Source organism: Frankia sp. BMG5.60 (assembly GCF_059428125.1).
Genome location: NZ_CM182091.1, coordinates 201,926 through 216,832 on the forward strand (window position 1 = coordinate 201,926; position 14,907 = coordinate 216,832).

A 14,907-nucleotide genomic window follows, 5' to 3' on the forward strand; every position below is an offset into this window, starting at 1 on the left:
CGGGGCACGGCGGGCGCGGCGCGGGCCGGCGTGACCGGGACAGCGGTCCCGTGGTGACCGGCGGCAGGCACCGGGAGGGCGACCACGGCCCGCTGCCCGGGCAACGTCACCGACCCGGCCCGCAGTCGGACGGCGCCCGCGGACCGAACGCCGAGCCGGACGTCCATCGCGAGCCGGACGTCCATCGCGAGCCGGACGTCCATCGCGAGCCGGACGGCCTTGGTGGTGCTGACGGCCTTGGTGGTGCTGACGGCCCTGGTGGTTCGGCCGGCATCCATGGTCCGGCCGGGGGCGATCCCGCGGTCGGCCGGCACGCCCATCCCGGTTACCCGTTGCACGACCACGGGCCGGGCGACACCGGTTGGCCGGACCACCGACCGGCGTACGGCCACCGCCATGCCGCTGACGGCAGCGTGCTCCCGACCCCGGACGGCGGCGTCCCTGCCGGCGACACCCCGCCGGGCGTGACCTCGGCCGCTGGCGCGGGCGCTGGTTCGGCCGGTACGCCTGGTCCGACGGGGGTGCCCGGTTCGGTCGGGGTATCTGGTTCGGTCGGGGTGCCTGGTTCGGTCGGGGTGCCCGGCCCGGCCGGCATCCCTGGTTCGGGGGAGGCGATCGGCGGTGCGGGCGAGGTGTCCGCCGATCTGGTCCCCGGCGCCCATCATGACGCGGTGGCGGGCCGGGGGAGGCCGGGCGCCCTGGCGGAGCAGCGTCCCGGCCGTGATCCGCTCGGCCTGCGCGCGGTGCGCCGGGCCGGTGTCATCACGGTCGGGATGGCCGTGCTGATGGGGATTCTCGTCTGGCTCTACGGGACGTCGGTGACCAGCCTGCGGCCACGGGACCTGCCGATCCTCACCGTGGGTCCGGCGCCCGCGGCGACGGCGCTCGCCGACCAGATCAGCCGGGTCGAACCCGGCGCGCTGACCGTGCACACGGTGCCGACCGTCGCCGCGGCCGACCAGGCTCTGCGCGACCGCGACGCCTACGCCGCGATCGTCATCGGCGACGACGGACTGACGCTGCGGGTCGCCTCGGCGGCCAGTCCCGCGGTGACCGAGGCGATCACCCGGGGCATCCGGGTGTTCATGCCCGGTCTGGAGATCCCGGTTGTCGACGTGGTCGCGAACGCGCCTCGAGACCTGGCCGGCGGGGGACTGGCCGCCGGGTACCTGCCGCTCGTGCTCGTCATCGCCGCCGCGGGAGTGCTGCTGGCCCGGCTGGTCCGCTCCCGCGCGGTCCGGTTGGCCGGCATCGCGGTCCTCGCGGTGCTCTCCGGGTTCGCCGGGACGGTGGCGCTGCAGGGCGCGCTGGACGTCCTGCCGGGCTCCTTCCTGACGACGATGGCGGTGCTGACCCTGCTGGCCCTGGCGGTCGCCGGGCCGATCGTGGGGGTCGGCGCGGTGGCGGGGACGCCGGGCCTGGTCGGCGCCGTCCTGGTGACGGTCGCGGGCGCCGCGCTGTCGGCGGTGCAGTCCGCGCCGGAGATGCTGCCCCGCCCGTGGGGGGACATCGGCCAGTTCGCGCCGCCCGGAGCGGGGGCGACCCTGCTGCGCTCCACCAGCTACTTCGAGGGGGCGGCCGGCGGCCGACCGGTGGTTGTGCTGGCCGTCTGGCTGGTGGTCGGCCTCTGGCTGGCCTTCATAGGGGAGCGCGGCGCCGCCCCGTCGCTGTACCCGGGTACCCACGGGACCCCCCGGTCGGGCCAGGGGCCGCAACGACTGGGGGCCGGTACCGCCCCGGTCGGCACGACCGCGCCGGGCACGGTGCCGGCGGGCGGGGCCACGATCCCGGCAGGCGCAGGCGCAGGCGCAGGCGCCACGGCCACGGCTACGGGCGCATTGAGTGGGGTGGGGGCGACGGTGCCCGCACGAGCCGGCGCGACCGCGGCGGACGAGGCGTGGGCGTCCCAGGAAGCGGCCGGTGCCCCTGTGCTCCCCGGTGGTGCCCCTGTGCTCCCCGGCGGTGGCCCTGTGCTCCCCGGCGGTGGCCCTGTGCGGCCCGGTGCCCCGGTGCTGTCCGGCGGGGCGGCGGTGGACCAGGCGCCGGCGGCGCGCGCGGGGAGCGCGCCCGGTGGCCCACCGGCCGCGGTCGCGGCGCCGCTGCCGACGTGGCGCTCGCCGCTGGAAGGCACCGTGCCGATCGAACCGTCGGGCGGAGGCGTCCGGCTGGTGCCCCCGACCCGTCCGGGCGACCCGCCACCAGGGCGTGGGGGAGGCCCCGCGGGGGGTGCGACGGCGGGCGGATCGGAATCCCGGTGACCTCGAGCCCGAGCGTCTGGCCACGCCAGGGTGGCATCCGAGCATAGGGTCACAGACGTGGATCGCCGCATCTTCGGACTGGAGAACGAGTACGGCGTCACCTGCGTGTTCCGGGGGCAGCGGCGGCTGTCCCCGGACGAGGTGGCGCGGTACCTGTTCCGTCGTGTCGTGTCATGGGGACGCAGCAGCAACGTGTTCCTCAAGAACGGCGCCCGCCTCTACCTCGACGTCGGGAGCCATCCGGAGTACGCCACCCCGGAGTGCGACTCCGTCCCCGACCTCGTCACCCACGACAAGGCCGGCGAGCGGATCCTGGAGGGCCTGCTCGTCGAGGCCGAACGGCGGCTGCGGGAGGAGGGCATCGCCGGCGACATCCATCTGTTCAAGAACAACACCGACTCCGCCGGCAACAGCTACGGCTGCCACGAGAACTACCTCGTCGGGCGGCACGGCGAGTTCTCCAAGCTCGCCGACGTGCTGGTGCCGTTCCTGGTCAGCCGGCAGATCCTCTGCGGGGCCGGCAAGGTGCTGCAGACCCCGCGCGGCGCGGTCTACTGCATCTCCCAGCGCGCCGAGCACATCTGGGAGTCGGTGTCGTCGGCGACCACCCGGTCCCGCCCGATCATCAACACCCGGGACGAGCCGCACGCGGACGCCGAGCGTTTCCGCCGCCTGCACGTCATCGTCGGCGACTCGAACATGAGCGAGACGACGATGCTGCTCAAGCTCGGTTCCACCGATCTGGTGCTGCGCATGATCGAGGCCGGCGTCATGCTGCGCGACATGACGCTGGAGAACCCGATCCGGGCGATCCGCGAGGTCAGCCACGACATGACCTGCCAGCGCAAGATCAAGCTGGCGAACGGTCGCGAGGTCAGCGCGCTGGACATCCAGCGGGAGTACTACTCGAAGGCCGTCGAGTTCGTCGAGCGCCGCGGCGGCGACGAGGTCGCCAAGCGGGTGCTCGACCTGTGGGGCCGCACGCTGCTCGCGATCGAGACCGACGACCTCGAGCTCGTCGCCCGCGAGATCGACTGGGTGACGAAGTACGTGCTCATCGAGCGGTTCCGGCACAAGCACGGCCTGTCGCTGGCCTCGCCGCGGGTCGCCGAGCTCGACCTGAAGTACCACGACATCCACCGCGATCGCGGGCTGTACTACCGGATGGAGCGGGCGGGCCTCGTCGAGCGGGTGACCCGCGACCTCGACGTGTTCGAGGCCAAGTCGCGGCCGCCGCAGACCACCCGTGCCCGGCTGCGCGGCGAGTTCATCAAGCGGGCCCAGGAGAAGCGGCGAGACTTCACGGTCGACTGGGTCCACCTCAAGCTCAACGATCAGGCGCAGCGTACGGTCCTGTGCAAGGACCCGTTCCGCTCCGTCGACGACCGGGTCGACAAGCTCATCGCCAGCATGTGAGGACCCGACTTCTGTGATGTCCGCTCCGCGGCGCGCCCGCGCCGCCCTGACCGCTCCGCGCGCGGCCGCCCCGCTCGCGCAGGTCGCGCGCCGCCGGCGCCTGCTCGCCGGCGTGGTGCTGCCCGCCGTGCTGGCTGTCCCGGTCCTTGCGGGCTGCTCCGCCTCGGACGCCCCCGACGGCACCAGCGGCGCGCCGGCGCCGACCGTGACCGCCGGGCCCCGCCTGCCCGCGGTGCGGAACGCCACCGACCTGACCCGCAAGCCGCTGTCCGCGGCGGGGTCGGGCACCCCGCCGACCACGCTGGTCACCGACGACCTCGTCACCGGCCACGGGGCGCGCGCCTCGGCCACCAGCACCGTGGTCATCCAGTACTCCGGCGTGCTGTGGCGCAACGGCCAGGAGTTCGACACCACCTGGGGCAGCGGGCAGACCGCCACCTTCCCGCTGGACGGCACGATCACCGGCTTCGGGCGCGGCATCGACGGGATGCGCGTCGGCGGCCGCCGGCAGATCGTCATCCCGCCCGACCTCGGCTACGGGCCGGCGGGCGGCCAGCCGCCGACCATCCTCGCCGACGACACCCTGGTCTTCGTGGTCGACCTGCTCGCCGTCCAGGGCGGCGGCGGTGCTGGCGGTGCCGGCGCGGGCGGGGCGACCGTCCAGCCCTAGCCGGCGGCTGCGGTGCGGTCAGGCCTGGCCGCGATGCCACGCGTCCGGACGAACGTCTGGGCCGGTCGCTTCCGGCCGGACCCTGCTGTTCCCCGCGCCTGACCGACCGGGTGACAGGTCGCGGTGGGGGCGGTGCCGGCCCGGCGCCGCTGGCCGGCTAGCGTGTGTCAGGTGTCCCGGCGACGGGTGGAGCGCCTGCTGAACCTGACGATGTGCCTGATGGCGACATCGCGTTTCCTCACCGTGTCCCAGCTCGGCGAGCTGGTGGAGGGCTACGAGCCCGGCGTCACCGAGGAGGAGCAGGAGGCCTTCCGGCGGATGTTCGAGCGCGACAAGGCCTACCTGCGCGAGATCGGCATCCCGTTGGAGACCGGGGCGGACTCGGCGTTCAGCGACGAGGTCGGCTACCGGATCCGCCGCGGCGACTACGCCCTGCCCGACATCGCCCTGGCGCCGGACGAGGCCGCCGCGCTGGCGCTGGCCGGGTCGCTGTGGTCGACGACGGCGCTGGCCGGTCCGGCGGCGAGCGCACTGCGCAAGCTGGCCGCCGGCAGCGCCGCGGTCGGCGACGGCGGCCTCGACGGCCTCGCCGGCCTCGACACTCTGGACGGCTTCGAGCCCCGGGTCGACGCGACGGATCCCGCGTTCGAGCCGTGCCTCGCCGCGGTGCAGGCCGGCCGGGCCATCCGCTTTCCCTACCGCAAGGTCGGCGAGACCGACATCGCCGAGCGGCACGTCGAGCCGTGGGGTGTGCTGTCCTGGCGGGGCCGCTGGTATCTGGCGGGCCACGACGTCGTCCGCGGCGCCCCGCGGGTGTTCCGGCTGTCCCGGTTCGCCGGGCCCGTGCGGCCGGTCGGACCCGGCGGGGCCGTGCGCGTCCCGCCGGACGTCGACCTGCACGCCATGGTCTCCACCCAGGCCCCGCCGGACCGGGTGCGCACCGCGACGCTCGCCGTGCGCCGCGGCACCGGCCACGCGCTGCGTCGCGGCGCCCGCCCCGTCCACCCCTGCCCGCCGACCGAGCTGCCGCCGAACCGGCTCACCGGCCTGCCGGCCGAGGTGGGATGTCGGTCGGCCGAGGCGGGGCGGCGGCTGGTCGCACCGGCGGACATGGACCTGGTGGAGAGGGAGTTCGCCGACACCGAGCGCTTCGCCCGCTGGATCGTCGGGTCGGGACCGGACGTGATCGTGCTGGGGCCGCCGGAGCTGCGCGCCGCCGTGGTCGCCCGGCTGCGGGCGGCGGCCGCAGGCACCGCCGGCGCGCGCGAGGCCGCCGCGGTTCCGGTTCCCGGCGGGCGATGAGCGATGAGCGCCGCGACCGACCGGTTGAGCCGGCTGCTCGCCCTCGTCCCCTGGCTGCGGGCGCATCCCGGCATCCCGCTGCCGGCCGCCGCGGAGGCCTTCGGCATCACGCCGCGGCAGCTACGCGATGATCTGGACCTGCTGTTCGTGTGCGGACTGCCCGGCGGGGCGCCGGGCGACCTCATCGACCTGAGCTACTCCGGCGACCGGATCACCGTCGCCGATCCGCAGACGCTCGACCGGCCGTTGCGCCTGTCCGTGGACGAGGCCACGGCCTTGGTCGTCGCCGCCCGCGCGCTCGCCGACGTGCCGGGGCTCGCCGGCCGGGAGGCCCTCGACCGGGCGCTGGAGAAGCTGGAGAAGGCGGTCGGCGCGGCGGGCAGCGTCGCCGGCCAGGTGCGCGTCAGTCTCGACACCCATGCCGAGGTGCTCGCCGCGGTGCAGCGGGCGGTGCGGCAACGTCGCCGGGTGCACCTGCGCTACCTCGTGTGGTCCCGCGACGAGCTGACCGAGCGTGACGTGGACCCGATGCGGGTGCTGGTCCGGGAGGGCCACTGGTACCTGGAGGGCTGGTGCCACCGGGCGGAGGCGGTGCGGCTGTTCCGGCTGGACCGCATCGACGGGCCCGGCGGGGTCGAGGTGCTCGACGTCCCGGCCGCCCCGCCGCCGGGCGCGGTGTCCCGCGACACCAGCGAGGGGATCTACCGTCCCGGCCCGGCCGACGTCCGGGTCGTCCTCGAACTCGCCTCGCCGGCCCGCTGGGTCGCCGACTACTACCCGGTCACGGGGGTGCGGGAGCTGCCGGGCGGCCGCCTGGAGGTCACCCTTCACGCGCGGGAGACGTCCTGGCTGCACCGGCTCGTGCTCGGCCTCGGCGCCGACGTGCGGGTCGTCGAGCCGGCGGGGCTGGCCGCCCAGGTGCACGCCCTGGCGCGCCGGGCGCTGGCCGCCTACGGGCTCGACGCCCCCGCCGGCGGCGCCGGCGGCGAACGGTAGGGTGATCGGCATGTTCTGGGCGCTCGTCTACCTCGTGCTCATCCTCGGCGGGCTCGTCCTGGTCGCCCTGTGCGCCTGGCGGGTGTGGCAGAAGGTGCGCGGCGTGCGCCGGGCTCTCGGCGAGCTGTCGACGCGGGTGTCCGGCCTCGCCGCCGACACCGCGGAGCTCTCCGCCCGACTGAACCATGCGGAGGTCACGGCCCGGCTTGCCGAGCGCACCTCCTGATCAGCCCGACCGGGCCGGATGCGGGGCGCGAGCGGGCGGCTCGGGTGTGGTCCCTCCGTGATCCATGAGGAGCGATCGCGGGGTTCGGACTCGTGGCGCGGGGTAACGTTAAGGTTGACGTGGCGCGTCCGCGCGATGACTGTGGGAGATATCGACGGCGGCGTTGCGGGATCTCGCTTGCGAAGGGTTCCGGGACAGCTACAATTTGTCCAGCAGACTCGCTTCGTTGCGCAGCCGTCATCTCCGAGATACCCGTATGCCCTCTATCTCCTCCTAGGCTGGCGGACGTAGCATCGATCGCACCGGTCGTGGGACCGGGGCCGGTTCCGCTCATCGGAGGACGCAGACCATGCCAAACCTGGGCACCACCGAGATCATTATCATCGCCCTCGTCGTGCTGGTGCTGTTCGGATCGAAGAAGCTCCCCGACGCGGCGCGTTCCTTCGGCCGCTCGCTGCGCATCTTCAAGGCCGAGACCAAGGGCCTGCGTGACGACGAGCACCCGGCCCCGGTCGCCCAGCCGGCCCCGCTGCCGATCGAGGCCCCGGCTGCGGCCCCCGCTCAGGCGGCCCAGTCCAGCGCGTCCGTGAACGGCTCCGCCCCGGCGGCGGACCACCGCTGACCGCACGTCCCGGCCGGGCGCCGCGGCGTCCGGCCGGTGGGTGCCGGTCGCGGTCGGCGGTCCCTCGCGCCCTAGACCTGCCCGCCTGACCCTGCCTGCCCTTTCGACACTGTGCCCTCTCGACAATGCGGGCCCTCTCGCCCTTGCCTGACCCTCGACCCTGCCTGACCCTCGACCCTGCCCCCTTGACCAGGAGACGCCGACGTGCCAGGGATCCCCACGCCGCGCAGGCTCTTCGCCTCGGTGCACCAGCGGCGGACCCGCACGGTCGAGGACAGCCGGATGCCCCTTACGGAGCACCTTCGTGAGCTGCGGAACCGGATCGCGATCGCGCTCCTTGGCTTCGCGATCGCCGCGGTCGTGTGCTTCATCTTCGAACCGCACATCTTCAACTGGCTCAAGGCGCCCTACTGCGACCTGCCGGCCAGCAAGCGCTTCAGCCCCGACGGCGCGGCGTCGACCAACTGCACCCTGTACTTCTTCGGCATCCTCGACGCGTTCACCATCCGGCTGAAGATCTCGATGATCGCCGCGGCTGTGGTGTCCTCCCCGGTGTGGCTCTACCAGCTCTGGTCGTTCATCACCCCCGGTCTGCACCGGCACGAGCGGCGCTGGTCGCTCACGTTCGTCGGGATCTCGCTGATCCTGTTCGCCACCGGCGCCGTCTTCGCCTACCTGACCCTGTCCACGGGGCTGAGCCTGCTGCTCGGGTTCGGCGGCAACGGCCTGGTCAGCGTCCTCGACGGCAACAGGTACCTCAGCTACGTCCAGGCGATGCTGCTGATCTTCGGGCTGTCGTTCGAGATTCCGCTGCTCGTCACCATGCTGAACCTGGCCGGTGTCGTCACCACCGCCCGGCTGCGGTCCTGGCGGCGCGCCGAGATCTTCCTCGTGTTCGTCTTCGCCGCCGTCGTCACGCCCAGCCAGGACCCGTTCACCATGCTGGCGCTGGGCCTGCCGATGGTGATCCTCTACGAGGTCGCGCTGATCGTCGGGTGGATCAACGACCGGCGCAAGGCCCGCCGCGGCGACGACTCCCCGTACGCCGACCTCGGCGACGACGAGACCTCGCCGCTGGACTACGACGACGCCGCTCCCCGCGCGGCCGGCGCCGCCCGGCCGGCCGAGTCGACCCCGGCGTCGCCGGTCGGCGCGGGGACCGGCTCCGCGGCTCCCGGCGGCGATCCGTCGCACCTCGACATCACCTGACGTCGACCATCACCTGACGTCGACTAGCACCCGACGCGTCGGCTCCCGCGGCCACCCGACCGTCCGTGCACCCGGGTCGCCCCACCGGCCGACCCGGGTGCGGTCCGCCTCGGCGCGGCGACGGGCCCGACGGGCGTCTCCACCTGCCGTGGCGGGCGGTGCGGGGGCGCCGCGTCCCGTAGGGTGGCAATGTGTCCTCCACGCCTGAGGCTCTCGTGGAGTTCGCCGCCAGCCTCCCCTTCGGGTTCGACCCGTTCCAGCTCGAGGCGCTCTCGGCGCTGGCGGCCGGCGAAGGGGTCCTGGTCGCGGCGCCCACGGGAGCGGGCAAGACGGTCGTCGGCGAGTTCGCCGCCCACCTCGCCCTGAGCACGGGAACGCGCTGCTTCTACACGACGCCGATCAAGGCGTTGTCCAACCAGAAGTACACCGATCTCGTCGCCCGTTACGGCGCCGACAAGGTCGGCCTGCTGACCGGCGACACCTCCCGCAACGGCTCCGCGCCGGTCGTCGTCATGACGACCGAGGTGCTGCGCAACATGCTCTACGCCGGCCCGGTCGGCGGCGGCGGCCTCGACAACCTCGCCTACGTGGTCATGGACGAGGTGCACTACCTCGCCGACCGCCAGCGGGGCGCCGTCTGGGAGGAGGTCATCATCCACCTGCCGGCGCACGTCCGGCTGGTGTCGCTGTCGGCGACGGTGAGCAACGCCGAGGAGTTCGGCGAGTGGCTCGTCACCGTCCGCGGGCACACCCGCGTCATCGTCAGCGACCACCGGCCGGTGCCGCTGTGGCAGCACGTCCTCGCCGACCGCACCCTGCACGACCTGTTCCTCGAGGACGGTTCCGGCGCGCCGGTGCCGTCCGCCGGGGCGGCGCTCGCCCGGGCGGTGTCCGAGGAGGAGCTCGCCCGGCCCGGCTGGGGTTCCCCGCCCGCCGCCGGTTCCGCCGGCGCGGCCACGCCCGGCTCGGGTGGGCGATCCGGGGACCGGGGCCGCGGCGGGGAGCGCGGCCGGCGCCGCGACGGGCGGGGTCGCGCCGCCGACGGCGCTCGGACGTGGTCGCCGACGGTCCCTGCGGCGCGGTCCGACGGGGACGGGGCGGGCGGACCCGCCGGTGGCCCTCGGTCCGACGGGGGCGCCCGGGGGGCCGGGGGAGCCCGCGCGGGCGGTGGTGATCGCGCGAACGGCGGCGGGGCCCGCGGCACGACGGCCACGGTGGGCGGCCGGGTGGTCAACCCGGACCTGGTGCGGCTCGCCCGGGAGGAGAGCCGGGGGGTGCCCGGCGGCTACGGCAACGGCCGGGGCCGCGGCGGGCCCGGCCCGCGGCGGCGGATGTGGGTGCCAGGCCGCCCGGAGGTCGTCGAACGCCTCGACCGCGACGGCCTGTTGCCCGCGATCGTGTTCGTGTTCAGCCGGGCCGGCTGCGACGACGCGGTCACCTCCTGCGTGCGTTCCGGGCTGCGCCTGGTCGGTCCGGCCGAGCAGCAGCGCATCCGGGCGATCGTCCGCGAGCGCACCACCGGGATCCCCGACTCCGACCTCGGCGTCCTCGGCTACTGGGCGTGGCTGGAGGGACTGGAGCGGGGCATCGCCTCCCACCACGCCGGGATGCTGCCCACGTTCAAGGAGATCGTCGAGGAGCTGTTCGTCCAGGGGCTGGTCCGGGTCGTGTTCGCCACCGAGACCCTGGCGCTCGGCATCAACATGCCGGCGCGCACCGTCGTCCTCGAACGGCTGACGAAGTTCAACGGCGAGAGCCGCGTCGACATCACCCCGGGGGAGTACACGCAGCTCACCGGCCGCGCCGGCCGCCGCGGCATCGACGTCGAGGGCCACGCCGTCGTGCTGTGGCAGTCGGGGCTTGACCCGCTGGCGCTGGCCGGGCTCGCGTCCACCCGCACCTATCCGCTGCGCTCGTCGTTCCGCCCCTCCTACAACATGGCGGTCAACCTCGTCGGCCGGCTCGGGGCCGATCGGGCCCGCACCGTCCTCGAATCGTCGTTCGCGCAGTTCCAGGCCGACCGGGACGTGGTGGGTCTGGCGCGGGTGGTCGCGCGCAACACCGCGGCGATCGACGAGATGCGCGCGCAGTTGAGCTGTGACCGCGGGGACGCCGCCGAGTACGACCGGATCCGCCGCGACATCCGTGAGCGGGAGGCGGCGCTGTCCCGGGAGGGCTCGGCGCGCCGACGCGCCGAGTCGGCGGCGGCGCTGGGCCGGCTGCGCACCGGCGACATCGTGCGGGTGCCCGCCGGGCGGCGCAGCGGGCTCGCCGTCGTCCTCGACGCCGATGCGGGCGCGGTCGGCGCCGAGGGGCCCCGTCCCGTCGTGCTGACCGCGGACAAGCAGGTGCGGCGGCTGTCGCTGGTCGACTTCCCGGTCGCGGTGGAGCCGCTCGGGCGGGTCCGGGTGCCGCGGTCGTTCAACCCGCGCTCGCCGCAGTCCCGCCGCGACCTGGCCTCCTCGCTGCGGGCCGCGGACGTCGACCCCGACGGTCCGCCCGGCCGGCGGGCCAAGGCGCGCTCCGCCGCCGCGGACGACGCCGAACTCGCCCGGCTGCGCCGCGCCCTGCGCGCCCACCCGGTGCACGACTGCCCGCGCCGCGAGGAGCATCTGCGTTCGGCCGAGCAGGCCAACCGGCTGACCAAGGAGACCGCGGCGATCTCCCGCAAGGTCGAGGGCCGCACGAACACGGTCGCGAAGACGTTCGACCGGGTCCGCGCGGCGCTGGCGGAGCTCGGCTACCTCGACGGCGACACGGTCACCGACGCCGGCAGGGTGCTGGCGCGCATCTACTCCGAGCAGGATCTGCTCGTCTCCGAGTGCCTGCGCGCCGGCATCTGGGAGGACCTGACCGCGCCGGCGCTCGCCGCCGCGGTGTCCAGCCTGGTCTTCGAGCCGCGCGGCGACGACGTGGGCGTCCCGGCGCTGCCCGGCGGCGCGGCGCTGCGCGACTGCCTGGACGAGATGGGCCGCCTGGCGTTCCGGCTCGCCGCGACCGAGCAGGGCCACCGGCTGGCGTTCCTGCGCCCGCCCGAGCTCGGCTTCGTCCCCGCCGCCCACGACTGGGCGGTGGGCCGGCCGCTGGAGCGGGTCCTTACCGACAGCGGGCTGGAGCTGACCGCCGGCGACTTCGTCCGCTGGATGCGCCAACTGCTCGACCTGCTCGACCAGATCGCCAAGGTCGCCCCCGACGACTCCCGGGTGCGCCGCACCGCCCGCTCCGCGATGGACGCGCTGCGCCGTGGCGTCGTCGCCTACGCGACCAGTGTCTGAGCCGGCGCCGGTGGCGATGATCGGTGCGGCGGATCGGCGCTCGGCGGTCACGTCCGGCGGTGCTGTGCGTTCCGGCGGTGCTGCGTATTCCGGCGGTGCTGTGCGTTCCGGCGGTGCTGTGCGTTCTGGCGGTGCTGCGTATTCCGGCGGTGCTGTGCGTTCCGGCGGTGCTGTGCGTTCTGGCGGTGCTGCGTATTCCGGCGGTGCTGTGCGTTCTGGCGGTGCTGCGCGGCGGCGCGCGGCGGCGCGTGCCGGCGGGCTGGTCCTCGGCGCGGCCCTCGACGCGCTGCTCGCCGATCCGGCGCGGCTGCATCCGGTCGCCGGCTTCGGGCATGCCGCCGCCCGGCTGGAACGGCACGTCTACCGGGACGGCCGCGCCGCCGGTGCGCTGCACACCGCCCTGCTGCTGGCCGCCGTCGCCGTTCCCGCCGCCGCGGTCGAGCACGCGTGGGGACGTCCCCGGGCGGTGCCGGCACGGTCCACCGTGGCGGACCGGTCCGGCGGCTGGGAGCGTGACGGCGGCTGGGAGCATGACGGCGCGGCGGTCGCGATGACCGCGGCGGTGACCTGGGTGGTGCTCGGCGGGGCGTCGTTGCGCAGGCAGGGCCGGCGGCTCGGTGCCGAGCTGCTCGCCGGCGACCTGGCCGGCGCCCGGGCGCGGCTGCCGGCGTTGTGCGGGCGGGACCCGTCGCGGCTCGACGAGGCCGGGCTCGCCCGCGGCGCCGTCGAGTCGATCGCCGAGAACACCTGCGACGCCGTGGTCGCGCCGCTGTGGTGGGGGACGGTCGCCGGATTGCCGGGGCTGGCCGGCTACCGGGTGGTGAACACCCTCGACGCGATGATCGGCCATCACAGCGACCGTTACGAACGGTTCGGCTGGGCGGCGGCCCGCCTCGACGACCTGGTGAACCTGCTGCCGGCCCGGCTGTGCGCGCTCGCGACCTGCGTGTGCGCGCCGGTCGTCGGGGGCAGCGCCGCCGACGCGTTCTGGGTGATGCGCCGCGACGGCCGGTCCCATCCCAGCCCGAACGCCGGGATGGCCGAGGCCGCGTTCGCCGGGGCGCTGGGCCTGCGTCTCGGCGGGGAGCTGCACTACCCGTACCGGGTCGAACACCGGCCCGAGCTGGGGTTCGGCCGCGCGCCGCGGGGCGCCGACGTCGTCGCCGCCGCCCGGCTGTCCGGCGCGGTCAGCGCACTGTGCCTCGCGGTGACGACGCTCGCCGGCGGCGCGGCGTCCGCGCTGCTGGCCCGCGGCCTGCGCCGGGTGCGCCGCGCCGGGGCCGAGGGGGGTTCGCGCAGGTGAGCGGGGGACTGCTGGTCGCCGGGACGGCGTCGGACGCCGGCAAGAGCGTGCTGACCGCGGGTATCTGCCGCTGGCTGGCCCGCGAGGGCGTGCGCGTCGCGCCGTTCAAGGCGCAGAACATGGCGCTGAACTCGACCGTCACCGCGGACGGCGCGGAGATCGGCCGGGCGCAGGCGATGCAGGCCGCGGCGGCCGGGGTGGAGCCGGAGGCGGCGATGAACCCGGTGCTGCTCAAGCCGGGCGGCGACCGCCACAGCCAGCTCATCGTCCTCGGCCGGCCCGTCGCCGAGGTCGACGCGCTGGGCTACCGCCCGTACAAGGAACGGCTGGCGAAGATCGTCCTGGACTGCCTCGACGACCTGCGCGGCCGGTTCGACGCGGTCATCTGCGAGGGCGCCGGGTCCCCGACGGAGATCAATCTGCGGTCCACCGACATCGCGAACATGGGCCTGGCCCGCGCGGCGAACCTGCCGGTGATCGTCGTCGGTGACATCGACAAGGGCGGGGTCTTCGCCGCCCTGTTCGGCACGCTGGCGCTGCTCGACCGGGCCGATCAGGCCCTCGTCGCCGGCTGGGTGATCAACCGGTTCCGCGGCGACGCCCGGCTGCTCCAACCCGGGCTGCGCCAGATCGAGGCGCTGACCGGCCGGCCCGTGCACGGCGTCGTCCCGTTCCGCTCCGGGCTCTGGCTCGACGTCGAGGACTCCCTCGACCTGGCCTCCTACCCCGATGCCGACGATGCCGACGACGCCGGTTACGTCCCCGACGGGAACTCGGGCCTCGGCGCGGCCGGCCTCGCCGGCTCCGGTCCCGGGTCGCGGGCAGGCTCCGACGCCCGGGCCGGCTCGGGTTCGCCGCGGCACCGCGGCGAACGGCGGGACAGCCTGCGGGTGGCCGTGGTCCGGCTGCCCCGGCTGTCGAACGTGACCGACCTCGACGCGCTGCGCGCCGAGCCCGGCGTCGTGGTGCGGCTGGTCACCCATCCGGATGAGCTGGCCGACGCCGACCTCGTGGTGCTGCCCGGCACCCGCTCGACGGTGGAGGACCTGCGCTGGCTACGCCGACGCGGCCTCGCCGACGCCGTCGCCGCCCGCGCCGCCGCCGGCCGGCCCGTGCTGGGGATCTGCGGCGGCTACCAGATGCTCGGCCGGCGCATCCACGACGACGTCGAGTCGGGTGCGGGGGAGGTCGCCGGCCTCGGCCTGCTGCCGGTGACGACCACCTTCGAGGCGTCGAAGCTGCTCGGCCGCCGCGCGGCGACCGACGCCGCCGGCCGGCCGGTGAGCGGCTACGAGATCCGCCACGGCCGGCTCTCCGTCGCCGACCATCCCGCCGCCGAGCCGTTCGCCGCCGACGGCGTGCGGGTCGGCGCGGTCGCCGGCACGAGCTGGCACGGCCTGCTGGAGAGCGACGAGTTCCGCCGCGCCTACCTCGCCGACGTCGCCGGTGCGGCCGGGCGGGCGTTCGTTGCGGCCCGCACCCGCTTCGCGGACGTGCGCAGCCGCCGCCTCGACGTCCTCGGCGACCTGGTCGCCGACCATCTCGACACCGCCGCACTGCGGCGCCTGCTCGACGAGGGAGCCCCACCCGGCCTGCCCTTCGTCCCGCCCGGCGCGCCGTGACGCCGCCG

10 protein-coding genes and 1 pseudogene are annotated in these 14,907 nt (G+C 75.3%); all 11 read left to right on the plus strand.

The features are described from left to right. Window positions 1–53: 53 nt before the first annotated feature. Window positions 54–2,258 (plus strand): ABC transporter permease, encoded by a 2,205-nt coding sequence (locus AC5R91_RS00840; protein ID WP_495395138.1) that lies wholly within the window; start codon window positions 54–56, stop codon window positions 2,256–2,258. Window positions 2,259–2,315: 57 nt separating this feature from the next. Further along, window positions 2,316–3,674 (plus strand): Pup--protein ligase, encoded by a 1,359-nt coding sequence (gene pafA / locus AC5R91_RS00845; protein ID WP_041939239.1) that lies wholly within the window; start codon window positions 2,316–2,318, stop codon window positions 3,672–3,674. A 13-nt stretch (window positions 3,675–3,687) separates the two neighbouring features. Continuing rightward, window positions 3,688–4,344, plus strand: coding sequence for an FKBP-type peptidyl-prolyl cis-trans isomerase (locus AC5R91_RS00850; protein WP_495395140.1), 657 nt, complete (start codon window positions 3,688–3,690; stop codon window positions 4,342–4,344). 219 nt (window positions 4,345–4,563) lie between these two features. Beyond that, the gene (locus tag AC5R91_RS00855; protein ID WP_495395141.1) at window positions 4,564–5,646 is read left to right on the plus strand and encodes a helix-turn-helix transcriptional regulator; all 1,083 of its coding nucleotides are present in this window, start codon (window positions 4,564–4,566) and stop codon (window positions 5,644–5,646) included. A gap of 3 nt (window positions 5,647–5,649) precedes the next feature. After that, entirely contained in the window at window positions 5,650–6,642 is a 993-nt protein-coding gene (locus AC5R91_RS00860) for a helix-turn-helix transcriptional regulator (RefSeq protein ID WP_495395142.1), read from the plus strand. Between the two features lie 10 nt (window positions 6,643–6,652). Beyond that, a complete protein-coding gene (locus tag AC5R91_RS00865; RefSeq protein ID WP_495395143.1) occupies window positions 6,653–6,868 on the plus strand; it encodes a hypothetical protein in 216 nt (71 codons plus the stop codon). A gap of 349 nt (window positions 6,869–7,217) precedes the next feature. Then, window positions 7,218–7,490, plus strand: coding sequence for a Sec-independent protein translocase subunit TatA (tatA, locus tag AC5R91_RS00870; protein WP_495395145.1), 273 nt, complete (start codon window positions 7,218–7,220; stop codon window positions 7,488–7,490). Window positions 7,491–7,694: 204 nt separating this feature from the next. After that, window positions 7,695–8,699 carry a twin-arginine translocase subunit TatC gene (tatC, locus tag AC5R91_RS00875; RefSeq protein ID WP_495395147.1) on the plus strand — a complete coding sequence of 335 codons (1,005 nt, stop codon included), beginning with the start codon at window positions 7,695–7,697 and terminating at the stop codon, window positions 8,697–8,699. A gap of 191 nt (window positions 8,700–8,890) precedes the next feature. After that, on the plus strand, window positions 8,891–11,974 hold the full coding sequence (locus AC5R91_RS00880) for a DEAD/DEAH box helicase (protein WP_495395148.1): 3,084 nt from the start codon (window positions 8,891–8,893) through the stop codon (window positions 11,972–11,974). A gap of 208 nt (window positions 11,975–12,182) precedes the next feature. Further along, complete coding sequence (locus AC5R91_RS00885) at window positions 12,183–13,277, plus strand: cobalamin biosynthesis protein (protein ID WP_495395149.1); 1,095 nt, start codon at window positions 12,183–12,185, stop codon at window positions 13,275–13,277. Then, window positions 13,274–14,899, plus strand: a pseudogene (locus AC5R91_RS00890) (cobyric acid synthase); the annotation flags it as partial. The gene AC5R91_RS00885 and the pseudogene AC5R91_RS00890, both read left to right, overlap by 4 nt. Window positions 14,900–14,907: the final 8 nt, after the last annotated feature.